This window comes from Kitasatospora sp. NPDC048239 (genome assembly GCF_043202015.1).
Lineage (GTDB): Bacteria > Actinomycetota > Actinomycetes > Streptomycetales > Streptomycetaceae > Kitasatospora.
The window spans coordinates 60,446-83,440 of the sequence record NZ_JBICZP010000006.1; the positions used below are offsets into that span (position 1 = coordinate 60,446).

At 74.7% G+C, this 22,995-nt stretch carries 23 protein-coding genes and 1 pseudogene; 20 read left to right on the forward strand and 4 right to left on the reverse strand.

Features of this window, described 5'->3' with window-relative positions; translation table 11 throughout:
* Positions 1 to 137: 137 nt before the first annotated feature.
* The 16 genes from ACGFZP_RS17870 (at position 138) to ACGFZP_RS17945 (ending at position 15,037) form a co-directional block, all read left to right on the forward strand.
* On the forward strand, positions 138 to 1,451 hold the full coding sequence (locus tag ACGFZP_RS17870) for an FKBP-type peptidyl-prolyl cis-trans isomerase (RefSeq protein WP_392933638.1): 1,314 nt from the start codon (positions 138 to 140) through the stop codon (positions 1,449 to 1,451).
* Between the two features lie 162 nt (positions 1,452 to 1,613).
* On the forward strand, positions 1,614 to 1,988 hold the full coding sequence (locus ACGFZP_RS17875; RefSeq protein WP_392933641.1) for an FKBP-type peptidyl-prolyl cis-trans isomerase: 375 nt from the start codon (positions 1,614 to 1,616) through the stop codon (positions 1,986 to 1,988).
* A 178-nt stretch (positions 1,989 to 2,166) separates the two neighbouring features.
* Positions 2,167 to 3,180 carry a helix-turn-helix transcriptional regulator gene (locus ACGFZP_RS17880; protein ID WP_392933644.1) on the forward strand — a complete coding sequence of 338 codons (1,014 nt, stop codon included), beginning with the start codon at positions 2,167 to 2,169 and terminating at the stop codon, positions 3,178 to 3,180.
* Positions 3,177 to 4,133 carry a helix-turn-helix transcriptional regulator gene (locus tag ACGFZP_RS17885; protein ID WP_392933647.1) on the forward strand — a complete coding sequence of 319 codons (957 nt, stop codon included), beginning with the start codon at positions 3,177 to 3,179 and terminating at the stop codon, positions 4,131 to 4,133. The genes ACGFZP_RS17880 and ACGFZP_RS17885 overlap by 4 nt, the downstream gene beginning before the upstream one ends.
* 3 nt (positions 4,134 to 4,136) lie before the next feature.
* The gene (locus ACGFZP_RS17890) at positions 4,137 to 4,520 is read left to right on the forward strand and encodes a hypothetical protein (protein ID WP_392933650.1); all 384 of its coding nucleotides are present in this window, start codon (positions 4,137 to 4,139) and stop codon (positions 4,518 to 4,520) included.
* A 36-nt stretch (positions 4,521 to 4,556) separates the two neighbouring features.
* A complete protein-coding gene (locus ACGFZP_RS17895) occupies positions 4,557 to 4,733 on the forward strand; it encodes a hypothetical protein (protein ID WP_387949486.1) in 177 nt (58 codons plus the stop codon).
* A 211-nt stretch (positions 4,734 to 4,944) separates the two neighbouring features.
* The gene (gene tatA / locus ACGFZP_RS17900; RefSeq protein WP_392933653.1) at positions 4,945 to 5,265 is read left to right on the forward strand and encodes a Sec-independent protein translocase subunit TatA; all 321 of its coding nucleotides are present in this window, start codon (positions 4,945 to 4,947) and stop codon (positions 5,263 to 5,265) included.
* A gap of 161 nt (positions 5,266 to 5,426) precedes the next feature.
* Positions 5,427 to 6,317, forward strand: a complete 891-nt coding sequence (gene tatC / locus ACGFZP_RS17905) for a twin-arginine translocase subunit TatC (protein ID WP_392934646.1) — start codon at positions 5,427 to 5,429, stop codon at positions 6,315 to 6,317.
* A gap of 129 nt (positions 6,318 to 6,446) precedes the next feature.
* Entirely contained in the window at positions 6,447 to 7,607 is a 1,161-nt protein-coding gene (locus ACGFZP_RS17910; protein WP_392933656.1) for an NAD(P)/FAD-dependent oxidoreductase, read from the forward strand.
* Between the two features lie 198 nt (positions 7,608 to 7,805).
* Positions 7,806 to 8,120: a (2Fe-2S)-binding protein gene (locus tag ACGFZP_RS17915; protein ID WP_392933659.1), complete on the forward strand. Its 315-nt coding sequence runs from the start codon at positions 7,806 to 7,808 to the stop codon at positions 8,118 to 8,120.
* On the forward strand, positions 8,101 to 9,516 hold the full coding sequence (locus ACGFZP_RS17920; RefSeq protein WP_392933662.1) for an NAD(P)/FAD-dependent oxidoreductase: 1,416 nt from the start codon (positions 8,101 to 8,103) through the stop codon (positions 9,514 to 9,516). Before ACGFZP_RS17915 ends, ACGFZP_RS17920 begins: the two co-directional genes overlap by 20 nt.
* A 169-nt stretch (positions 9,517 to 9,685) precedes the next feature.
* The gene (locus ACGFZP_RS17925; RefSeq protein ID WP_392934648.1) at positions 9,686 to 10,549 is read left to right on the forward strand and encodes a dihydrodipicolinate synthase family protein; all 864 of its coding nucleotides are present in this window, start codon (positions 9,686 to 9,688) and stop codon (positions 10,547 to 10,549) included.
* A 94-nt stretch (positions 10,550 to 10,643) separates the two neighbouring features.
* Positions 10,644 to 11,648: a proline racemase family protein gene (locus ACGFZP_RS17930; protein WP_392933663.1), complete on the forward strand. Its 1,005-nt coding sequence runs from the start codon at positions 10,644 to 10,646 to the stop codon at positions 11,646 to 11,648.
* Between the two features lie 22 nt (positions 11,649 to 11,670).
* On the forward strand, positions 11,671 to 13,047 hold the full coding sequence (locus ACGFZP_RS17935) for an aldehyde dehydrogenase family protein (RefSeq protein ID WP_392934651.1): 1,377 nt from the start codon (positions 11,671 to 11,673) through the stop codon (positions 13,045 to 13,047).
* On the forward strand, positions 13,044 to 14,072 hold the full coding sequence (locus ACGFZP_RS17940) for a proline racemase family protein (RefSeq protein ID WP_392933666.1): 1,029 nt from the start codon (positions 13,044 to 13,046) through the stop codon (positions 14,070 to 14,072). The genes ACGFZP_RS17935 and ACGFZP_RS17940 overlap by 4 nt, the downstream gene beginning before the upstream one ends.
* A complete protein-coding gene (locus ACGFZP_RS17945; RefSeq protein WP_392933669.1) occupies positions 14,069 to 15,037 on the forward strand; it encodes an ornithine cyclodeaminase family protein in 969 nt (322 codons plus the stop codon). Before ACGFZP_RS17940 ends, ACGFZP_RS17945 begins: the two co-directional genes overlap by 4 nt.
* 125 nt (positions 15,038 to 15,162) lie before the next feature.
* On the opposite strand, the gene ACGFZP_RS17950 is transcribed toward ACGFZP_RS17945, so the two are convergent.
* On the reverse strand, positions 15,163 to 15,741 hold the full coding sequence (locus ACGFZP_RS17950; protein WP_392933672.1) for a TetR/AcrR family transcriptional regulator: 579 nt from the start codon (positions 15,739 to 15,741) through the stop codon (positions 15,163 to 15,165).
* Between the two features lie 111 nt (positions 15,742 to 15,852).
* Between ACGFZP_RS17950 and ACGFZP_RS17955 the strand changes: the two are divergent.
* Together ACGFZP_RS17955 and ACGFZP_RS17960 are read left to right on the forward strand one after the other, a co-directional pair.
* A pseudogene (locus tag ACGFZP_RS17955) lies at positions 15,853 to 16,518 on the forward strand (NAD(P)-dependent oxidoreductase); the annotation flags it as partial.
* A gap of 177 nt (positions 16,519 to 16,695) precedes the next feature.
* Positions 16,696 to 17,409, forward strand: coding sequence for a GntR family transcriptional regulator (locus tag ACGFZP_RS17960; protein ID WP_392934654.1), 714 nt, complete (start codon positions 16,696 to 16,698; stop codon positions 17,407 to 17,409).
* Positions 17,410 to 17,602: 193 nt separating this feature from the next.
* Here the strand turns inward: ACGFZP_RS17960 and ACGFZP_RS17965 are convergent, their stop codons facing one another.
* Positions 17,603 to 18,283 carry an ABC transporter ATP-binding protein gene (locus ACGFZP_RS17965; protein WP_392933674.1) on the reverse strand — a complete coding sequence of 227 codons (681 nt, stop codon included), beginning with the start codon at positions 18,281 to 18,283 and terminating at the stop codon, positions 17,603 to 17,605.
* Positions 18,280 to 19,356: an ABC transporter permease gene (locus tag ACGFZP_RS17970; RefSeq protein WP_392933677.1), complete on the reverse strand. Its 1,077-nt coding sequence runs from the start codon at positions 19,354 to 19,356 to the stop codon at positions 18,280 to 18,282. The genes ACGFZP_RS17965 and ACGFZP_RS17970 overlap by 4 nt, the downstream gene beginning before the upstream one ends.
* 162 nt (positions 19,357 to 19,518) lie before the next feature.
* Here ACGFZP_RS17970 and ACGFZP_RS17975 point away from each other — a divergent pair, with 162 nt between their 5' ends.
* Entirely contained in the window at positions 19,519 to 20,745 is a 1,227-nt protein-coding gene (locus tag ACGFZP_RS17975) for a sensor histidine kinase (RefSeq protein WP_392933679.1), read from the forward strand.
* Complete coding sequence (locus ACGFZP_RS17980; protein WP_392933682.1) at positions 20,742 to 21,389, forward strand: response regulator; 648 nt, start codon at positions 20,742 to 20,744, stop codon at positions 21,387 to 21,389. Before ACGFZP_RS17975 ends, ACGFZP_RS17980 begins: the two co-directional genes overlap by 4 nt.
* A 98-nt stretch (positions 21,390 to 21,487) precedes the next feature.
* Here the strand turns inward: ACGFZP_RS17980 and ACGFZP_RS17985 are convergent, their stop codons facing one another.
* Positions 21,488 to 22,888, reverse strand: coding sequence for an aminopeptidase P family protein (locus ACGFZP_RS17985; protein ID WP_392934656.1), 1,401 nt, complete (start codon positions 22,886 to 22,888; stop codon positions 21,488 to 21,490).
* Between the last annotated feature and the right edge of the window lie 107 nt (positions 22,889 to 22,995).

Consider the following 22,995-nt stretch of genomic DNA (forward strand, 5'->3'; position numbering starts at 1 on the left):
CTGACCTGTCATACTGCCCTCGCACTGTGGTAGGCGCCGCCGATGTGCGGGGTCCGGGCGGCAGTGCGACCGCACCCCGGCGATCACGACGCCGGCCGTAGACCTCGAAGACCTCGTGGCGAGATGGATGGGGAGTCATGTCTGAGAAAGCGTCGAGCCCGGGCGGGGCCGGCACCGCGAACGGAAACTCCGCCGGGGACCCGGCAGACTCGCGGCCCGGCGGTCCGCTTCCGGGTGACGGCGAGTCGATCGTCGTACCGCCGTCGATCCTGAAGCAGCAGGCGGGCTGGGCCCAGCCCGGCCAGGCCCCGCGGCCGGCCGGTGGGACGAAGACCGAGGACACCCCGCAGATCTTCGCGTCGAACGTGCGCCGCCAGGACAGCTCCGAGGCCGGCTACGACGAGAACCCGCCCGGGGTCGGCCGACTCGGCGTGATCCTCGGCACCGTGCTCGCCGTGCTGCTGGTCGGCAGCGGCATCACGCTGTACGTGGTCAACCGCGACGGCGGCGACAAGGCCGACACCGCCGCCAAGCCGGACGCCGCCAAGAGCGCCCCGGCCACGCCGACCGCCGACCCGGTGCCGCCGATCAAGGACAGCGCCAAGGTGATGCCGACGATCACCGGTGCGTTCGGCACCAAGGCCGGCATCGAGGTGCCCGCCGAGCAGTCCGACGGCAGCTTCGTGGTGAAGGTCCTCTCCGAGGGCACCGGCGCCAAGGTCGAGAAGAACTCCTGGACCTCGGTCGACTACACCGCCAAGGACTGGACGACCGGCAAGGACATCCCCAGCTCGTACGACGACAAGGGCAAGCAGCAGATCTTCCAGGCCGGCATGGACGCGCTGATCCCGGCGCTGGACCAGGCCGTGCTCGGCAAGAAGGCCGGCAGCCGGCTGCTCGTGGTGGCCCCGCCGGCCGCCGCGTTCGGCTCGCAGGGCAACCCGAGCATGTCGATCGGCGCCAAGGACAACCTGGTGTTCGTCATCGACATCCGCAACAGCAACGCCCCGGACGCCGTGGTCAGCGGCACCGTCACCCCGCCGCCCGCGGACTTCCCGCAGGTCAAGGACAACGGCAAGAAGCCGGCCGACATCACCCCGATCGCCGGCGCCGCCGACCCGACCGAGCTGAAGTCCCACGTCCTGATCAAGGGCACCGGTCCCAAGGTGGAGAAGGGCGAGAAGATCGTCGTCCAGTACACCGGCGCGCTGTTCAAGGACGGCAAGGTCTTCGACTCCTCGCTGAGCAAGGGCCAGGCGTTCTCCTTCCCGCTCGGCGGCGGCCAGGTCATCGCCGGCTGGGACCAGGGCCTGGAGGGCCAGACCGTGGGCAGCCGGGTCGAGCTGGTGATCCCCGCCTCGCTCGGCTACAAGGACCAGGCGCAGGGCGACATCCCGGCCAACTCCACCCTGGTGTTCGTGGTCGACATCCTGGATGCGGGCGTCGGCTGATCCACTTTCGGGTGACAATGGTGTGCGTGTGACCTTCGGGCCCGGCCGCGTGGCCGGGCCCGGACGGGCGGCGGGCGCCCGTACCGTGGTCCGGGAAACGGACCGGGGTGCGGGCGCCCGCCGCTTGGTCATGAATGGAACCAACCGCGAGAAGAGGCAGTAGTGAGCAACAAGACGAAGCCGGAGATCGACTTCCCGATCGGTGAGCCGCCGGTCGAGCTGAAGATCCGCGACATCGAGGTCGGCACCGGCGAGGAGGCCAAGCCCGGCCAGGTCGTCGAGGTGCACTATGTCGGTGTCACCTTCGCGACCGGCGAGGAGTTCGACGCCAGCTGGAACCGCGGCAGCAGCTTCAAGTTCCCGCTCGGCGGCGGTCGCGTCATCAAGGGCTGGGACCAGGGCGTCGCCGGCATGAAGGTCGGCGGCCGCCGCGAGCTGACCATCCCGCCCCACCTGGCCTACGGCAACCAGTCGCCGAGCCCGCTCATCCCGGCCGGCTCGACCCTGATCTTCGTGGTCGACCTGCTCGGCGTCTGACACCGTCCGACACCGGCCGCTCCACCGGGCCGCACCCCTCCTCCGGGGTGCGGCCCGCGGCATTTCCGGACGCGGCTTTTGCACTGCGTACCGCTACCGGTACGGTCGGTCCCGCCGGGTCGACAATTGCCCGGCGGGCGCACCCCGCGCGCGGCGCGGCACACCGGAAGGGTCAGCGATGGCGATCGCCAAGGCAGAGCGGCTGATGAATCTCGCCCTGTGCCTGATGAACACCAGACGGCCGCTCTCCAAGAAGGAGCTGCGGGAATCCATCGAGGCGTACCGCGAGGCCTGGCAGAACAGCAGCGAGGACGCCTTCAACCGGATGTTCGAGCGGGACAAGGACGACCTGCGCGAACTCGGTCTGGTGATCGACGTCGACGAGAACGCCCTCGACGGCGAACTCGGCTACCTCGCCCGCGCCGACCGCAACCGCCTGCCGGAGATCGCCCTCGACGCCGAGGAGGCCGCGGCCCTCACCCTGGCCGCCCGCGTCTGGCAGCAGGCCAAGATGTCCGGCGCCGCCAGCGGAGCCCTGCAGAAGCTGCGCGCGGCCGGCGTCCCCTTCACCGAGACCGAGGGCCGCACCGCCCTGGAGCCGCGCATCCCCGCCCGCGAGGCCGCCTTCGAACCGCTGCTCACCGCCGCCCGCGACCGCCGCCCGGTCACCTTCGAGTACCGCAAGGCCGGCGCCGCCACCGCCGAGCAGCGCAGCGTCGAGCCCTGGGCCCTGGAGTGCTGGCGCGGCCACTGGTACCTGGCCGGCTGGGACCGCGACCGCGGCGACGCCCGGGTGTTCCGGCTCAGCCGGATCACCGCCAAGGTCCGCGCCCGCACCGGCGCCTTCCTCGGCGCCGTACCCGAGCACGTGGACGTCCGCGCCACCGTCGCCAAGTTCGCGGGCGAGGGCGCCACCGCGACCGCCGCCGTCAAGGTCCGCCGCGGCGCCGGGTTCCCGCTGCGCACCAAGGCGCTCAGCACCCGCCGGATCGACGAGGCCTGGGACGAGCTGGAGATCCCGTACGGCAACGGGCTGGGCGCCGACCTCGCCGAGTTCGGACCGGACGTCCTGGTCCTCGGACCGGAGGAGCTGCGCGCCGACGTGATCGAGCGGCTGCGCGCGGTGGCCGCCGTGGAACCGGTCACCGCCGTGGAGCCGGTCACCGCCGTTGGAGAGGGAGCACAGGCATGAGCAACGCCATCGACCAGACCCGCCGGATGCTCTCGCTGGTCACCTACCTGCGCGAGCGGCCGGGCGCCGAGGTGGCCGAGGTGGCCCGCGCCTTCGGCATCACCGAACGCGAGCTGATCGGCGACCTCAACGTGCTGCCCATGTGCGGCACCAGCTTCCGCGGCGGCGACCTGCTCGACATCGACACCGACGGCGAGCGGATCTGGTGGCACAACGTCGACGATGTCGCCCAGCCGCTGCGGCTGGCCGCCGACGAGGCGACCGCGCTGCTGGTCGCCGCCCGCGCGGTGGCCGGCCTGCCCGGACTGCGGGCGGGCGACCGCGAGGCGCTCACCCGGGCCGTCGCCAAGATCGAGAACGCCGCCGGGGACAGCGCCGAGGGCAGCGCCCGGGTCGGCGTCACCTTCGAGGCCGAGAGCCACGTCTTCGCCGACATCGACCGCGCGCTCAGCGAGGGCCGCCGGCTCTGGCTGCGCTACTACTCGCACGGGCGCGGCGGGATGACCGAGCGCGAGGTCGACCCGATCCGACTGCTCACCGAGGGCCACACCTACCTCGAGGCCTGGTGCCGGACCTCCGAGGACCACCGGATGTTCCGGCTCGACCGGGTCGCCGAGATCAAGGTGCTCGACGCCCCCGCCGACCCGCCGCGCCGGGAGCCCCGCGACCTCTCCGGCGGACTGGTCAACCCGTCCGCCGACGACCCCGAGGTGGTCGTCGAGGTGACCTCCGGCGGCCGCTGGGTCGCCGAGTACTACACCCACGACCGCGCCGAGGAACTGCCCGACGGCGGCCTGCGGATCACCCTGCGCAGCGCCGACCCCTCCCAGCTGCGCCCGCTGGCGCTGCGGCTGGGCCGGGACGGCCGGATCGTCTCCCCGCCCGAGCTCGTCGAGCAGGCGCGGTCGGCGGCGCTGGAGGCGCTGGCCGGGTACGGGGACGGACGGGACTGAGCCGTGGAGCCGGGTACCAGATTCAAGGTGTACTGCTCGGAGTGCCGCGAGAAGGTGGAGCTGCCGACGGAGGAGTTCCGCCTGACCTTCGGTCGGACTCCGGACCAGGCCCACTACAGCTTCGGCTGCCCGCTCTGCGGGGCGGCGGTGCGCAAGGCCGCCGGGGAGAAGATCGTCGCGGCGCTGACCGGCGCCGGGGTGCGCACCATGCGGCTCGTCCCGGTGGAGGGCGCCGCGACGGCGGGCGGACCCGGGCCGGCCGCGGGCGGCCCGCAGTCGGGCGGCGGCCAGGCCAGGGGCGCGGGCCAGGGCACTGTCCAGGGCGGGAGCGTCGTCCAGGCCGGGGGACTGTTCCCGGGCGGGGGACTCGTCCCGGCCGAGGGCTGAGCAGGGCCACCGGGCCCGGCGGATAGGGTGGTGCCCATGTCCTGGATGCTCGTCGCCGCCGTACTGCTCGCCACCGCCGGGCTGCTGGTCCTCGGGGTCCTCGCGGTCCGGCTCTGGCTGGACGTACGGGCCCTGGCCAAGGGAGTGGACGCCGCCTCCCGGGCGCTGGCCGAGGCGGCCGGCGACCTCGCGGCGGCGGTGCCCGGGCGCTGAGGCGCCGGGTGAGCCGTACCACGGCCCGGTCGTGAGCGGTACGGGGGCTGATGCGCGCGGGGGGCGTCGGGTTACCCTCTCAGCAGGCTCCTGAGGTGCGACGGGGGCCGCTGTCCCGTTCGGGCGGCCGTCGTCCAGGTGTCACCCGCAGCGGTTACCATCCCCGCAGCGAGCGGCCTGTCGGTGCCGCCATGACTGAAGGTGGTCGAGCATGCGGATCTCGCCGACCGCGATCCTGGTGGTCGTGGTCCTTGCCATTCTGCTTTTCGGCGCCAAGCGGCTGCCCGACCTGGCGCGCTCGCTCGGCCAGTCGCTGCGGATCCTGAAGAGCGAGACCAAGGCGATGCGCTCCGACGGCGCGCAGGACGCCGACGCGCCGGCTCAGCCGCCCGCGTCCGCGGTGGGCGCCGAGTCCGGGGCGGCCAGGACCATCCAGGCCGCCCCCGGCGCGTCCGCGACGGCCCGGCCGGTGGCCGAGCCGGCCTCCGGGCAGTCCGCGCACCCCGCCCCGGACGGCGGACAGCCGCGGTGAGCGGCACGCCCGCCGCAGGTGAGGCGGGCGATCCACGTACGGGACGCGCCGCACGTGACCATGGAGGCCCGCCGACCGGCGGGCCTCGACGCACGAGTTGAGGACCGGGGTTGAGCAAGCTCTCCAAGGCGTCGAAGGCGCCCAAGGATCCTGACGGGCGGATGGCGCTCGCCGACCACCTGCGGGAACTGCGGAACCGCGTGGTCAAGTCGGTCCTGGCGATCGTGATCGTCACGATCGTTGCGGCGATCTACCACAAGCAGATCGAGGACTTCCTGCTGAAGCCCCTGCCGCACTGCACGCCGGAGACCTCCTCCCAGTTCCACGGCAAGTGCGCCCAGGTCTCCAACATCGGTCTGACCGCCGGTTTCACCTGGATGCTCAAGGTGTCGCTGACGGCCGGTGTGGTCGCGGCCGTGCCGATCTGGCTCTACCAGGTGTGGGCCTTCATCGCGCCCGGCCTGCACAAGCACGAGAAGAAGTACACGGTCATCTTCATGGCCTGCGGGGCGCCGCTGTTCCTGGCCGGCGTGAGCTGCGCCATCCTGGTGCTGCCGACCACGGTGGACGTGCTGATCTCGTTCACGCCGAACAACACCACGCCGATCCTGCCGCCCGAGGACTACCTCGACATCGCCACCCGGATGGTGCTGGTCTTCGGCCTCGCCTTCGAGTTCCCGCTGCTCCTGGTGATGCTGAACATCGTCGGCATGGTCACCGGCAGGCGGCTGCTCGGCTGGTGGCGCGGCATCGTGATGGCCATCACCGTGTTCGCCGCCTTCGCGACGCCGAGCGCCGATCCGGTCAGCATGCTGGTGCTCGCCGCGCCGATCTGGGCGCTGTACTTCGTCGCGGTCGGGATCGCCATCGTGAACGACAAGCGCAAGGCCAGGCGCAATCCGGACCTCGCGCTGGACGACGAGGAGGCCTCGCAGCTGGACCTCAGCGTCCAGCCGGTCTCCGGGGCCGAGGCGGTGGAGGCCTCCACCGCGCCGGTGGCGAGCGCACCCGTGCCGGCCGCCCGTCACGAGCAGATGGACGACATCACCTGATCGTCCGGTGATCGTCCGGCCAGGAGCCCCGGTCCGCCGAGTGTCGGCTGGCCGGGGCTTCTTTGCGCCGGTTTGGCCGTTTGGCGGGGTGGTCTTGGCAGGCGGGATGGCATGTGACATATTACTGACGTGCCCAAGTCCAAGACCTCCCTGGATGTCGTCGTGGTCGGTGCCGGCGTGGTCGGTGCCGCCTGCGCCTACTACGCCGCCCGCGCCGGACTCTCCGTCGCCGTCGTCGACCGCGGCCCGGTCGCCGGCGGCACCACCGGGGCCGGTGAGGGCAACCTCCTGGTCTCGGACAAGGAGCCCGGCCCCGAGCTGGACCTCGCGCTGTTCAGTACCGGGCTCTGGACCGAGCTCGCCGAGAGCCTCGGCGAACACGTCGAGTACGAGCCGAAGGGCGGCCTGGTGGTCGCGGCGACCCCGGCCCGGCAGGACGCCCTGCGCGCCTTCGCCGCCGAGCAGGCCGCGGTCGGCGTCGTCGCCGAGGAGATCCCCGGCGAACGGCTGCAGGAGCTCGAACCGCACCTCGCATCCGGCCTGGCCGGCGGCTTCCTCTACCCGCAGGACGCCCAGGTCCAGCCCGCCCTGGCCGCCGCCCACCTGCTGCGCGCCGCCCGCCGCGACGGTGCGCTGCTGTACACCGGCGAGACGGTCGGGGCGGTGCGGACCGGGCCGGACGGCGCCGTGCTCGGCGTCGACACCGACCGGCGCAGGCTGGACGCGCCCGCCGTGGTCAACGCGGCCGGCACCTGGGGCGGCGAGCTGGCCGCCCTGGCCGGGGTGCACCTGCCGGTGCTGCCCCGGCGCGGGTTCGTCCTGGTGACCGAGCCGCTGCCGCGGATCGTCCGGCGCAAGGTCTACGCCGCCGACTACGTCGCGGACGTCGCCAGCGGGTCGGCGGCGCTGCAGACCTCGGCGGTCGTCGAGGGAACGCCCGGCGGACCGGTGCTGATCGGCGCCAGCCGGGAGCGGGTCGGCTTCGACCGGACGCTCTCGGTGGAGGTGCTGAACCGGCTCGCGGCGCAGGCCGCCGCGCTGTTCCCCGTCCTGGCGGACGTGAACGTGCTGCGCGCCTACCGGGGCTTCCGGCCGTACCTGCCCGACCACCTGCCCGCGATCGGCGCCGACCCGCGGGTGCCCGGGCTCTACCACGCCTGCGGCCACGAGGGCGCGGGCATCGGGCTGGCCCCGGCCACCGGGCTGCTGATCAGCGAGCAGCTGGTCGGGAAGGCGCCCTCGCTGGACCTCACGCCCTTCAGGGCGGACCGGTTTCCGGTCGATGCTTGACCGTCGGTGCACTTTGCAAAGAGCCTGATGACTTTGCAAAGTGGATTGCCACTTTGCAAAGTGCACCGACGGCCGATCCGGGACCGGCTCCCGGCTCACGGCCTGCCCCATGCCCCGCCCCCTGTCCTGCTCGGCACCGTTGCCCAGCACCTCGCTCAGCACCCGCTCAGCCTCCCGATCGGAACGGAGACGCCGCCGATGCGCCGAACCCCCGCCGCCCTGGTCAGGGCGGTACCCGGCACCGCCCACACCATCGAGTTCGACGGGCGACCGGTGACCGCACTGCCCGGGCAGTCGATCGCCGCCGCCCTGTGGGCGGACGGCGTGCTGGCCTGGCGCACCACCCGGGTCGGCGGCAGGCCGCGCGGGGCGTTCTGCGGAATCGGCGCCTGCTTCGACTGCCTGGCGGTCGTCGACGGCCGCCCCAACCAGCGGACCTGTCTGATCCCCGCCGAGCCCGGCACCACCGTCACCACCCAGGAGGGCAACGGCCGTGCCGACCTCGCCGTCTGACGCCCGCCACCCCGGGTACGACCTCGCGGTGATCGGAGCCGGCCCGGCCGGCCTCGCCGCCGCCGTCACCGCCGCCGACCTCGGGCTGCGCTGCGCCCTGCTCGACGCGGGCCCGCGCACCGGCGGCCAGTACTACCGCCACCCCGCGCCCGGTCTCGGCGCCGCCCGGCCGGACCGGCTGCACCACGGCTGGTCCGTCTACACCGACCTGGCCGACCGGCTCGCCGCACACCAGGAGATCGGCCTGGTCGACTTCCTGGGCGGACACCAGGTCTGGGCGCTGGAGCGCACCGGCGAGGCGGCCGACGCCTGGGCGGTGCACGTCACGCTCGGCGCGCAGGCCGAGGAGCGGGCCACCGTCCGGGCCCGCGCCGTCCTGCTGGCCACCGGGGCCTACGAGCGGCAGCTGCCGTTCCCCGGCTGGACGCTGCCCGGCGTGGTCACCGCCGGCGGAGCGCAGGCGATGCTCAAGGCGGGCCTGGTCCTGCCCGGCCGACGGATCGTGGTGGCCGGCAGCGGACCGCTGCTGCTGGCGGCCGCATCCTCCCTGGTCACCGCCGGTGCCGAGGTGCCCGCGGTGGTCGAGGCCACCGACTACCTCGGCTACGCCCGGCGCCCCGGCGTGCTGGCCGCCGTCCCGGCCAAGCTCGTCGAAGGTGCCGGCCACGGCACCGCCCTGCTGCGCCACGGCGTCCGGCTGCGTCGCCGCAGCGCCGTCGTGGAGGCGCACGGCACCGACCGGGTCACCGCCGTCACGGTGGCCCGGTTGGACGCCGACTGGCGGCCGGTGGCCGGCACCGAGCGGCGGATCGCCTGCGACGCCGTCGCCGTCGGGCACGGACTGCTGCCGCAGATCGAGCTGGCCGTCGAGCTGGGCGCCGACACCCGGGCCGTCGCCGACGGCGCGGTCGCGCTGAAGGTCGACGCCCGGATGCGCACCACCGTCCCCGGCCTCTGGGCGGCGGGCGAGACCTGCGGCGTCGGCGGCGCCGACCTGGCGATCACCGAGGGGGAGCTGGCCGCGCACGCCGTGGCCGACCGGCTCCCGCACGCCGCCCTGCTGCGCCGCCGCTCCCGGCTGCGGGCCTTCGCGGACCTGATGGCCGCCGCCCACCGCCCCGGCCCCGGCTGGACGGGGTGGCTGCGCCCGGACACCGACGTCTGCCGCTGCGAGGAGGTCCCCGCGGCCCGGATCACGGAGGCCGTGGAGGAGCTGGGCGCCGGCGACGCCCGGACGGTCAAGCTGCTCACCCGGGCCGGGATGGGCTGGTGCCAGGGCCGGATGTGCGGTCCGGCCGTGGCCGCGCTGGCCGGCGGCGGGGAACCGACCGCCGACCGGCGTCCGCTGGCCTGTCCGGTGCCGCTCTCGCAGCTCGCCGCAGGCGCACCGGACTGACCTGGACCCCGTTTCCCGGCCGGATCGCACCCGGTCGGGAAACGGCTTTCGAACCTGCGGGCGTAGGTACTTGCCCTCGCCCGCGCCCTCTAATAAAATGTCACACCTCACCAAGGAGTCCCTCGTGTCCAACACCCCGTACGACACCACTCGTCCTTGGCGCGGCGTCATGGTCGCCACCACGATCCCGCTGCGCTCGGACCTCTCCGTCGACTACGACGCCTACGCCGACCACGTCCGCTGGCTGATCGACTCCGGCTGCGACGGCGTCGTCCCCAACGGCTCGCTGGGGGAGTACCAGACCCTCACCGACGAGGAGCGCCGCCGGATCGTCACGGTCGCCGTCGAGGCGGCCGGCGACGGCGCCCGCGTCATGCCCGGCGTGGCCGCCTACGGCAGCGCCGAGTCCCGCCGCTGGGCCGAGCACGCGGCCGAGGCCGGCGCCGGCTCCGTCCTGCTGCTGCCGCCGAACGCCTACCGCGCCGACGAGGCCATCGTCCGCGCCCACTACGCCGAGGTCGCCAAGGCCGGCGTGCCGATCGTGGCGTACAACAACCCGTACGACACCAAGGTCGACCTGGTCCCGTCGCTGCTCGCGAAGCTGCACGCCGAGGGATCGATCGTGGCGGTCAAGGAGTTCAGCGGCGACGTCCGCCGGGCGTACGAGATCGCCGAGCTGGCCCCCGGGCTGGACCTGCTGATCGGCGCCGACGACGTGCTGCTGGAGCTGGCCGTGGCCGGCGCCGTCGGCTGGATCGCCGGCTACCCGAACGCCCTGCCGGAGGCCACCGTCGCGCTCTACCGCGCCGCGGTCGCCCGCGACCTGGACGTCGCGCTGCCGCTCTACAAGGCGCTGCACCCGCTGCTGCGCTGGGACTCCAAGACCGAGTTCGTCCAGGCCATCAAGCTCTCCCAGGACATCGCCGGCCGCCCCGGCGGCCCGACCCGGCCGCCGCGCCTGCCGCTGTCCCCGGAGATCGAGACGGCCGTCCGCGCGGCCACCGAGAAGGCGCTCGCCGAGGGCCTCGCGTAGTACGCGCGCGGCTCGACAAGCCCGGGATCGGCCGGCTGCGGGGGCAGCCGGCCCGGCCCCACCACACCCCCCACCCGACGGGAGTCACACCCACATGCGCAGCCGCCACGTGTTCCACGCCGTCGACTCGCACACCGAGGGCATGCCCACCCGGGTCATCACCGGAGGGTTCGGGGTCATCCCCGGCGCCACGATGGCCGAGCGCCGGGTGCACTTCCAGCAGCACCTGGACCACTTCCGCACCCTGCTGATGTACGAGCCCCGCGGCCACGCCGCGATGAGCGGCGCGATCCTGCAGCCGCCGACCCGGCCGGACGCGGACTTCGGCGTGCTCTACATCGAGGTGTCCGGCCTCCTGCCGATGTGCGGGCACGGCACCATCGGCGTCGCCACCGTCCTGGTGGAGACCGGCATGGTCCCGGTGGTGGAGCCGGTCACCACCATCCGGCTGGACACCCCCGCCGGACTGGTCGTCGCCGAGGTGCAGGTCGAGGACGGTGCGGCCAAGGCCGTCACGATCCGCAACGTGGCCTCGTACAGCGTCGCGCTGGACCGCAAGATCGAGGTGCCCGGATACGGCACGGTCGGCTACGACCTCGCCTACGGCGGCAACTTCTACGCCATCCTGCCGCTCGCCGAGTTCGGGCTGCCGTTCGAGCGCGAGCGCAAGCAGGAGATCCTGGACGCGGGCCTGGCCCTGATGGACGCGATCAACTCGGGCCCGGACCGGCCGGTGCACCCCGACAACCCGTCCATCCACAGCTGCCACCACGTCCAGCTGCTCGCTCCCGGCTCCACCGCCGAGCACTCCCGGCACGCGATGGCCATCCACCCCGGCTGGTTCGACCGCTCGCCCTGCGGCACCGGCACCTCCGCGCGGATGGCCCAGCTGCACGCGCGGGGTGAGCTGCCGATCGGCCGGGACTTCCGCAACGACTCCTTCATCGGGACGACCTTCACCGGTCGCCTGGTCGAGGAGACCGAGGTGGCCGGGCACCCCGCAGTGGTGCCCACCGTCACCGGACGGGCCTGGATCACCGGCACCGCCCAGTACTTCCTCGACCCGAGCGACCCGTTCCCGGCCGGGTTCCTGCTCTGAACCGCCTGAACACCCTGAAGGGCTGCCTGCTGTGACGATCCTTTCGTACAACCCCGCCGATCCCGAGGACCTCGTGGCCGAGGTCGACGCACCCGGTGTCGAAGCGGTGCGGGCCACCGTCGGCCGGGCCCGGACCGCGCAGGCCGGGTGGCTCGCCGCCGGTGCCGGTGCCCGCTCCGCCGCGCTCACCCGGATCGCCGAGCTGGTCGAGGCGAACGCCGAGGAACTGGCGGCGCTGGTCGTCCGCGAGGTCGGCAAGCCGCTCGCCGAGGCGCGGGGCGAGGTCGCCCGCACCGCCGCGATCTGGCGCTACTACGCGCAGGCGCCGTTCGCGGCGTCCGGCGCCGTGCACGAGACCGCCGCCGGGCCGGGGCTGCTGCTCACCCGCCGCCGCCCGTACGGGGTGGCCGGGCTGGTCACGCCGTGGAACTTCCCGTTGGCGATCCCCACCTGGAAGGCCGCCCCGGCGCTGGCCGTCGGCAACTCCGTGGTGCTCAAGCCGTCCTCGGAGGCGATCGGCTGCGCGCTGCGGCTGGCCGGGCTGATCGCGGAGGCCGGTCTGCCGACGGACGTCTTCACCGTGCTGCCGGGCGGCGGCGCGGAGGGCGGCGAGCTGGTCGGCAGCGCCGACGTCGTCTCGTTCACCGGATCCACCGGGGTGGGCCGGCAGGTCGTCCGGACCGCCACCGAGCGCGGCATCCCGGTCCAGGCCGAACTCGGCGGGCTGAACGCGGCACTGGTCCTTCCGGACGCCGACATGGCGCAGGCCGCCGCTCACCTGGCCGCCGCGATCGCCGGGTACGCCGGGCAGAAGTGCACCGCCACCAGCCGGGTGATCGCCGTCGGCGCGGCGTACGAGCCGCTGCGGGCCGCCCTGGTGAAGGCCCTGGAGCAGGTCGACGACACGTCGTGCGGGCCGGTCATCAACTCCGCGACCCGGGACGAGATCGTCGCGGCCGTGGCCTCGGCCCGTGACGCCGGGGCCGAGGTGCTGACCGGCGGCGGCGCACCGGAGCGGACCGGCTGGTACCTCGCCCCGACCCTGGTCGCCGACGTGCCGGACGACCACCCGCTGCGGCGCGAGGAGTTCTTCGGCCCGATCGCCGTGCTGCACGCGGCGGCCGACCTGGACGAGGCGATCGCGCTCGCCAACGACACCCCGTACACGCTGTCGGCCTCGGTGCACACCCGCGACCTGGACGCGGCGCTGGCCGCCGCCGACCGGCTGGACGCGGGCATGATCCGGGTCAACGCCCCGTCCAGCGGCGTCGACTTCCACCTGCCGTTCGGCGGGGCCAAGGGCGCCAGCCACGGCGACCGCGAACAGGGCGCCGCCGCACTGGACTTCTACACCACCAGCCGGACGGTGACGCTGCTTCCGGCCGGGGGCGCGTCGTGATCGTCGAGACGGTCGACTACCACGCGGCCGGCGAGCCGTTCCGGATCGTCCTGACCGGCGCGCCGGTGATCCCCGGGGACAGCGTCGCCGAGCGGCGGGCCATCGCGCTCGGCGCGGGCGGCGAGGCGACGGCCCCGCGGCCGAGCGCGCTGGACGACGTCCGGCGGCTGCTGACCCGCGAACCGCGCGGCCACGCCGGGATGTACGGGGGCTTCCTGGTGCCGCCGGACGACGACGAGGCCCACCTCGGCGTGCTGTTCTGGCACAAGGACGGCTACTCCACCGCCTGTGGGCACGGCACCATCGCGCTCGGCGCCTGGGCGGTGGACTCCGGTCTGGTCGCGGCCCCGGACGACGGTGTCGCCCGGGTGCGGATCGACGTCCCCTCCGGGCGGGTCACCGCCACCGTCCACCGCGCGGGCGGGCGGACCACCGGGGTGACCTTCCGCAACGTGCCGACCGTGGTCAGTGCGCTGAAGCTCCCGGTGGAGACGTCCCGCGGGGTCGTGGAGGTCGCCGTCGCGCACTCCGGCGCCTGCTACGCCTCGGTTCCGGCGGCGGCGCTGGGCCTGTCGGTGGCCACCGCGCAGCTGCCCGAACTGACGGAGGCCGGTCGGGAGATCCGTGCGGCGCTGGCCGGCTCGCCCGCCGTGCGCAACACCGAGGATCCGCGGCTGTCCGGCGTGTACGGGGTCATCCTGTACGACGAGCTGCCCGACACGCCGTCCGGCCCGCACCAGCGCAACGTCACCGTCTTCGCCGACGGCCAGATCGACCGCTCCCCGTGCGGCTCCGGCACCTCCGCCCGCCTCGCGGTGCTCACCGCCGAGGGGCGGCTGGCACCCGGCGAGGAGCTGCGGCACGAATCGGTGATCGGGACGGAGTTCACCGGCCGGGTGCCCTCGGGCGGCGACCCGCTGGCCGGCGGCGTGGTCACCGAGGTCACCGGCACGGCGTACCGCACCGGTGAGCACCGCTTCCTGCTGGACGCGCAGGACGAGCTGGGTGCGGGGTTCCTGCTGTGACCGACCCCCGCGCGGCCGCGGACCCCGCGGCCGCCCCCCTCCTGTCCGGCGCGGCCGCTGAGCCGCTCCCGCGCGTCGCGCCGGGCGCCGTCGACCTGACCCCCGCGCAGGCGGCGGACGCCATCGAGCAGGTGCTGCTGGACGGGCTGGACCCGGAGGCCGGGCCGGCCCGCTCGGCCGTGCCGGTGCCCGCCGGCGAGCTGCTGCTGATGCCGGCCGCCTCGGCCCGGTACGCGGGCGTCAAGATCGCCGGGGTGGTGCCCGCCAACCCGGCCGTCGGACTGCCCCGGATCACCGGCAGCTACCTGCTGCTGGACGGCCCGACGCTGCAGCCCCTCGCACTGCTCGACGGTGCGGCGCTGACCGCGCTGCGCACGCCCGCCGTCACCGCCGTCGCGCTGCGCCGGCTGGCCGCGCCCGATGCGGCGCACCTCGTCCTGTTCGGCGCGGGACCGCAGGCGTACGGGCACCTGGACGCGCTGCTCGGGGTGCGCCCGCTGACCCGGGTGACGGTGGTCGCCCGGCGCGCGGAGCCCGCCGAGGCGCTGGCCGCGTACGCCCGCCGGCGCGGGCTGGAGGCCGTCGTCGGTACGGCGTCCGCGGTGGCCCACGCCGACCTGGTGGTCTGCTGCACCACGGCCCGCACCCCGCTGTTCGACGGCGCCCTGGTGCCCGACCACGCGGTGGTCGCGGCTGTGGGCTCCCACGAGCCGCAGGCGCGCGAGGTGGACACCGTGCTGGTCCGCCGCGCCGCGCTGTACGTGGAGGCGCGCGCCGCCGCCCTGCGCGAGGCGGGCGACCTGCTGGCGGCGGGCGTCACCGGCGCGGACACGCTGTGGAACCTGGCCGAGCTGGTGCGCGGCGAAGTCCCGGTGCCGGCCGACCGCCCGCGCTTCTTCAAGAGCGTCGGGATGGCCTGGCAGGACCTCGCCGTCGCGGCGGAGGTCCACCGCCAGGGCGGCTGACCGGGCGGGAGCAGGGCGACGGAAAGGCTGCGGCCGGTGCGGCGGGGAGGGATCCCCCGCCGCACCGGCCGCTTCTGCGTGCACGTCGCCGCGGAGTGCCGGGTGCCGGGTGCTGCGGAGTCGGGTCAGCGGTAGGTGTTGATCAGACGGGCCAGGTGCCGGCCGGCCAGGTGCAGCGGCTCCTCGCTGCGGGCCACCTGGGCGGCGAGCTCCGCGCCCTCCAGGGTGTTGATGGCGGTGGCGGCGAGCTCGCGGGCGTCGTCCCCGCCGATCCCGGCCGCGCGCAGTTTCGCCTCCACGACGGCGCGCCAGTGGGCGAAGGCCTCCGCGACGGCCTCCTCGATCGCGGGCGCGCGCCCGACCGTCTCCAGCGCGGTGGTGGTGATCGGGCAGCCGTCCTGCCACCCGGACTCGCGAAGCCCCTCGGCCAGCAGCCGGGTGCAGACCACGACCGCGTCGGCCGGGTCGTCGACCGCGGCCAGCCCCTGCCGCAGCAGCTCGGCGAACTCCTGGTCGCCGTGCCGGATCGCCTCGGCCGCCAGCTCCTGCTTGCCGCCCGGGAAGAAGTGGTAGACGGAGCCGAGGGTGGCCTCCGCCTCGCGCGAGATCTGCTTGATCCCGGTGCCCTCGTACCCCTGGCGCCGCAGCAGCCGGGAGGTGGCCCGGACGATCCGCTCGCGGGTGCCGGTGGTGGTCGTCTTCACCCGGCGAGTCTAGGCCCGTCCGGCCGATCTTCTGAATAGAGCGTTCGTTCCGGAGTGTGTTAGCTTCCAGGTGCTGGATAGAGCGATCGTTCTAGTGGAGGGGGAGCTTCCATGCCCAGGAGCCCGACGGCCGAGGGCCAGGCGGCCGCGGCCGCGGCGCCCGCCGTCCCGGTGACCGTGATCGGCCTCGGTCCGATGGGGCGGGCGATGGCCGCCGCCTACCTGGACGCCGGCCACCCCGTGACGGTCTGGAACCGCACCGCCGCCCGGGCCGGGGAGCTGGTGGCCCGCGGGGCCGTCCTGGCGCCGAGCGCTGAGGCGGCGGTGGCCGCCAACGAGCTGGTCGTCCTCAGCCTCGCCGACCACGACGCGGTGCGCGCCGTGCTGGAGTCCGCGGCGCCGGCGCTCGCCGGCCGGGTGATCGTCAACCTCGGCTCGGGCACCCCGGAGCGGGCCCGCGAACTCGCCCGCTGGCTGGCCGGGCGCGGGGCCGCCCAGCTCACCGGCGGCGTCCAGGTGCCGCCCTCGGGGATCGGCGCCCCCGAGTCCGCCACCTTCTACAGCGGGCCGGTCGAGCCGTACCGGCGGCACCGGGCCACCCTGGAGGTGCTGACCGGCGCCGACTACCGGGGCGACGACCCGGGGCTGGCGGCGCTGTACCACCAGATCCGGATGGACCGGTTCTGGAGCTCGCTGGTCGGCCACCTGCACGCCGCCGCGGTCGCCGAGGCCAACGGCATCTCCGCGCGGGACTTCCCGCCCTATGCCGCCTCGACGTTCGGCAGGCCGTAAGGAGTGGGGGGCCGCCGGCCGTTGTCACGGCCGGCGGCCGCTGCCACCATGGGGTGACACGTTCTTCCGGGATGCTCAGGGATCACCCGAATCCCGGACTGTTGCACACTCAACGTAACGTGACATTGTACGCTGGTGTTCAGCAACCACCGGAGGAACACCATGGCCGACCTCAAACCCCGCACCCTGATCTCCGTCCAGGAGCGGCTGCGCGACCAGGTCGCCCACGCGCTGCGCGCCGCCCTCATCTCCGGCGAGCTGCGCCCCGGTGTCGTCTACTCCGCGCCCGCCCTCGCCGCCGACTTCGGGGTCTCCGCCACCCCCGTTCGCGAGGCCATGCTCGACCTCGCCCGCGAGGGCCTGGTCGAGGCCGTCCGCAACAAGGGCTTCCGGGTCACCGAGCTGACCGAGCGCGACCTCGACGACTTCACCGAGATCCGTGCCCTGATCGAGGTCCCCACCATCGGCCGGGTCACCCGCTCCGCCGCCGCCGAGCAGCTGGAGGCCCTGCGCCCGCAGGCCGAGGCGATCGTCGCGGCGGCCCGCAAGCACGACCTGATCGGCTATCTGGAGGCCGACCGCCAGTTCCACCTCGACCTGCTGGGCCTGGCCGGGAACGCCCGCCTGGTCGAGGTCGTCGGCGACCTGCGCAAGCGCTCCCGGCTCTACGGCCTCAACCGGCTCGACCAGCGCGGCGAGCTGGTCTCCTCCGCCGAGGAGCACCTGGAGCTGCTCGACCTGATGATCTCCGGCGACGCCGCCGCCGCCGAGGAGTGCATGTCCCGCCATCTCGGCCACGTCCGCTCGCTCTGGGCGGCCGGCCGGGAGGAGTCGCCGGAGGCGGCCCCGCCGGGGCTTCGGCTGCGGACGCGCTGACGGCCTGCGGCACTCGTTCGGATGAACGCCGATGATCGGGCGGTCATCGGCGCCCGGGCTCCACGGTGATGCTCTCGGCATCGGCAGCCAGGAGGACTTCCATGTCCGCCGCAGCAGTGGAAGAACCGGCCCGAGTCGATCGGGGCGTCGGTGACGCTCTCGGTGGCCGACGTGCTCACCGCCAAGAAGCAGCTCAGGCCGCCGCGGGGACGGTCAGCCGGCCGTCGTGGACCTCCGCGACCTGGTCGACGGCCCTCAGATGGGTGCGGTCGTGGGTGACCAGCACGGTAGCCGTGGCACGGCGGTGGGTGAGATCGGTGATCAGGTCGATCACGGCCGACCCGCGTTCGTGGTCGAGGGCGCTGGTCGGCTCGTCGACGAGCAGGACGGTCGGATCGTTCATCAGGGCGCGGGCGATGTTGACACGCTGGCGCTGACCGCCGGAGAGCTGGTGCGGCCGGCGGCCGGCCTGGTCGCGCAGACCGACGGCGGCGAGGAGTTCAAGGGCCCGGGGCAGGGCGGCGCGCGGGGAGCGGCCGTCCAGGTGGGCCATCACCTGGAGCTGTTCGGCCGCGGTCAGCGAGGGCAGCAGGTTGGCCTGCTGGAAGACGACGCCGATCCGGTGGCGGCGCAGCGCGGTGAGCCCGGCGCGGCCCAGCCCGGTGGTGTCGACGCCGTCGACCACCACCCGGCCGCGGTCCGGGGCGATCAGCGTCGCGGCGACGGCCAGCAGGCTGGACTTGCCGGAGCCGGACGGGCCGACCACCGCGGTGAGCGAGCCCTTGGGGACGGTGAGCGAGACCTCGTCCAGGGCGGTGAGCCGGCCGTCGCCGTCCGGGTAGGTGAGGGTGATGCGGTCGAGGTGCAGGCTCATCGGGCGCTCCCCAGGGCGGTCAGCGGGTCGACGGAGGTGATCCGCCGGATGGACAGGGCCGCGCCGACCGCGCCGAGCGCGATCATCACGGCGGCCGGGAACAGCAGGGTCGGGGCGTCCAGGACGAACGGCACGGCCGGGCCGATCACCGCCCCGGCGGCGAGCGCGATCGCGGTACCCGCGGCCGTACCGAGCACCAGCAGCAGGACGGCCTGGCCGAGCGCGTCCTTCAGCAGGTAGCCGGTGGAGGCGCCGAGCGCCTTGAGCACGGCGACGTCGCCGCTGCGCTGGATCGTCCAGACGGTGAAGAAGGCGCCGATCACCAGGGCCGAGATGGCGAACAGGAACCCGCGCATCAGCTGTAGCGAGCCGTTCTCCGAGGTGTAGGAGCCGATCGCGGCGAGTGCGCCGTCGCGGTCGCGGGTCTCCGTGCCGTACCGGGAGTCGGCGGCGGCGAGGTCCGCGCCGGAGGCGGTGCCGAGGGCGATCACCGTGGCGTGCCCGGCGCCGCCCGGGGCGAGCTGCTGCCAGTCGTCGAGGCCGGTCCAGACGACCGGGGTGTGGCTGTACGAGGCGTCGCCGGCCACCGCCGCGACCCGCAGCGGGCGGCCCGCCAGGGTCAGCTCGGCGCCCGGCCGCAGGCCGCCCAGCTGGTCGGCGGCGGCCTGCGACAGGACGACCCGGCCGGAGCCGGGCTGCGCGCCCGGCGGGGCGAGGGCGGAGCCCTCCGGGACCCCGAAGGCGGCGAGCGCGGCGGTGCGCTGCCCGGCCGCCGCCTTGGTGGTGGCGATGCCGAGCGGCTGCGCCGCCGTGACGCCCGGCTCCCGGGCCCAGCCCTGCCACTGCTCGGGTGTGACCTGGGAGTCGGTGAAGGAGAGCTTCTGGCCGTCGGCCGGCCGGGAGAAGGCCAGGTGGTCGGCGGGCAGCCCGGTGATCGCCGAGATGTTCTGCCGCCCGAGGCCGGCGGTCAGGCCGGACAACAGGCCGACCAGCACGGTGATCAGTACGATGACGCTCCCCATCAGGGCGAACCGCCCCTTGGCGAACCCCAGATCCCTCCAGGCGACGAACACGACGAGCCCTTTCTCCGGTCCCAGTACGACGCTCCCCACAGTGGCCGGGGCGGGGCGGCGCGGGCATCGCACCGGGGATTGGATCCTCGGCGTCCAAGGGCGGAGGCGGAGTTCAACCTTTTGATTGATGCCGGGCGGCGGGGCTGCTCCTAGGCTGGACGGATGGCGACCGAACAACCCCGCACCACCCCCGTCGCCCGCGTACTCCAGGTCTGCCTGCACCTGCTGGTGGCGGGCCTGCTCGGGCTCGCCGTGGCCCGCGCCGCGGCCGGCCGCGGCGGCGATCCGGCGGCGGTCGCCTCCGCCGCGCTCGCGATGGCCGCCGTCTACGCGGCGGGCCCGTTCCTGGCGGCCGTCCGCCGGTCGCGGCGGGCCGCCGCGCTCTGGCTCGGACTGCTCGGGGCCGCCTGGGCGGGGCTGCTGGTCACCACCCCGGACGGGGTCTGGCTGGCCTTCCCGCTGTACTTCCTGGAGCTGCACCTGCTCGGCCGCCGGACCGGGCCCGCCGCCGTCGCCGGCACCGCCGTGGCGGCGATCACCGCCTACTCCTGGCACCAGCACACCCTCAGCGCGGCGGCCGCCATCGGCCCGGCGCTCGGGGCCGCCGTCGCCACCGCCACCGTGCTCGGCTACCAGGCGCTCTACCGGGAGAGCGAGGAGCGGCGCCGGCTCATCGACGAGTTGACCGCCGCCCGCGCCGACGCGGCCGCCGCCCACCACGCGGCGGGGGTGCTGGCCGAGCGGGAGCGGCTGGCCCGGGAGATCCACGACACGCTCGCGCAGAGCCTCTCCAGCATCCAGCTGCTGCTGCGCGCCGCCCAGCGGGCCCTGCCGGAGCGCACCGAGGCCGCCGGCGGCTACGTCGAACAGGCCCGGCAGGCGGCCCAGGACAACCTCGAGGAGGCGCGCCGCTTCGTTCGCGCGCTCACCCCGCCGGGCCTGGACGACGCCTCGCTGCCGGTCGCGCTGGGGCGGCTGTGCGCCACCACGACCGCGCACAGCGGCCTGCCGGTCCATCTGCACGTCTCCGGGGATCCGGTGGGGCTGCCGGTGCCGCAGGAGGTGGCGCTGCTGCGGATCGCGCAGTCGGCGCTCGGCAACACCGTGCGGCACGCGCACGCCTCGCGCGCCGAGGTGACGCTCAGCTACATGGAGGGGGAGGTGGCACTCGACGTGTTCGACGACGGGGCCGGGTTCGATCCGGCGGGGGCCGGCGCGGGAGCGAGGACGGCGGCGGACGGCGGGCCGGCGGCCGACGGGGGCTTCGGCCTGCCGTCGATGCGGGCGAGGGCCCGGGCGCTCGGCGGCACCTTCACCGTGGAGTCCGCCCCGGGGGAGGGCACGGCGCTCGCCGTGCTGCTGCCGGTCGCCGCCGGGGAGCGGCCGTGACCGACCGGGTGATCCGCCTGCTGCTCGCCGACGACCACCCGGTGGTCCGGGCCGGGCTGCGGGCGGTGCTGGAGGCCGAGCCGGACCTCGCCATCGTCGCCGAGGCGGCCACGGCGGAGCGCGCCGTCGAGCTGGCCGGCGAGCTGGCGGTGGACGTGGTGCTGATGGACCTGCAGTTCGGGCCGGGCTCCGCGATGAACGGTGCGCAGGCCACCGCGGCGATCACCGCCCGGCCCGGGGCGCCCCGGGTGCTCATCGTCACCACCTACGACACGGACGCCGACACCGTGCCGGCGTTGGAGGCGGGCGCCACCGGGTACCTGCTGAAGGACGCGCCGCCGGAGGAGCTGGCACGGGCCGTCCGGTCGGCGGCGGCGGGGCGGACGGCCCTGGCGGCCACCGTCGCGGACCGGCTGCTGCAACGGATGCGGACGCCCGCGGCGGCGCTGAGCGCGCGGGAGACGGAGGTGCTCGGGCTGGTGGCGGACGGGCTGACGAACCGGCAGATCAGCCAGCACCTGCACCTCAGCCAGGCCACCGTGAAGTCCCATCTGGTGCACATCTACGTGAAGTTGGGGGTGGACTCGCGGACCGCGGCGGTGCGCGAGGCGCGCGGGCGGGGGCTGATCCGCCGCGGGGCCTGAGGGGCCCGTCGGCGGAGTTCCTCGGCGGGCCCCGGGCGCGGGCGCGCCGCTGACCGCGCGGCGCGCCCGCGCCCGTGCACCCCTTCGGCGGGCCGGCGTCAGGACAGCAGGTTCGCCATCCAGGACTCCACGCCGTCGGCCGTGCGGGGGAGCGCGCCGGACATCAGGTGGGCGCCGTCGGCGGTGATCACCAGGTCGTCCTCGATGCGGATGCCGAGGCCGCGCAGCTCGGCGGGGAGGGTCTCGTCGTCGGGCTGGAGGTAGAGGCCCGGCTCCACGGTGAGGACCTGGCCCTCCTCCAGGACGCCGTCCAGGTAGGTCTCGGCGCGGGCCTTGGCGCAGTCGTGCACGTCGAGGCCGAGCATGTGGCCGGTGCTGCAGAGGGTGTAGCGGCGGAAGATGCCGCTGTCCTCCTGGAGGGCCTGCTCGGCGGGGATGCGCAGGACGCCCCAGTCGGCGAGGCCCTCGGCGATGACCCGCATGGCGGCGCGGTGGAAGTCGCGGAAGCTGGCGCCGGGCCGGAGCGCGGCGATGCCGGCGTCCTGGGCGGCGAGGACCAGCTCGTACGCCTGGCGCTGGACGGGGGAGAAGGTGCCGCTGAGCGGGAGGGTGCGGGTGATGTCGGCGGTGTAGAGGGTGTCGGTCTCCACGCCGGCGTCGAGCAGCAGCAGCGCGTTCGGGTCGAGCGCGCCGTCGTTGCGGATCCAGTGCAGGACGCAGGCGTGGGCGCCGGACGCGGCGATGGTGTCGTAGCCGGTGCCGTTGCCCTCGGCGCGGGCGCGCAGGTTGAAGACGCCCTCGATCCAGCGCTCGCCGCGGGTGTGCTGCAGGGCGGTGGGCAGCGCGCGGACGACGTCCTGGAAGCCCAGCACGGTGTGGTCGACGGAGAGCTGGAGCTGCTCGACCTCCCAGGAGTCCTTGACCAGGCGCAGCTCGGACAGGACGGAGGCGAGCCGGCCGTCGCCCGCGGCCAGGGCGGGCGAGCCGGGCCGCTCGGTGACGGCGTCCAGCGCGGGGTCGACGCCGGCCAGCACCCGGGTGGCGGGCTGCGGGCCGGTGAGCAGCTTCTCCAGGTCGTCGAGGTGCTCGGTGCGCACGCCGGTGAGCCGGGAGGCCTCGGCGAGGTCGGGGCGGCGCCCGACCCAGAACTCGCCGTAGCGGCGGTCGCGGTAGAACTCCGAGCCCCGGTTGGGGCCGCCGCGCGGGGAGCGCGGGCGCAGGTAGAGCACCGGCTCGTGGCCCTCCGGGCCGGAGGGCTCCAGGACGAGGATGTGTCCGACCTGGTCCTCGCCGGTGAGGCCGGTCAGCCAGGCGTACGCGCTGTGCGGGCGGAAGCGGTAGTCCTCGTCGTTGCTGCGGACCTTGAGCTCCCCGGCCGGGACGATCAGCCGCTCGCCGGGGAAGGCGGCGGACAGCCGGGCCCGGCGGCGCGGCATGACGGCGTACCCGGGAACGCGCTGCTCGGCGGGGAGCGGGGTGGGCGCCCAGGCGGTGCCCATGAAGGCGTCCAGGGCGGGGGAGACGGGGAGGTCGTGGCTGCCGGTGTTGAGACCGGTCTGACGGAGGGTCACCGGAGGTACTCCTAAAGGGGCTGGGGGTGCTGCAC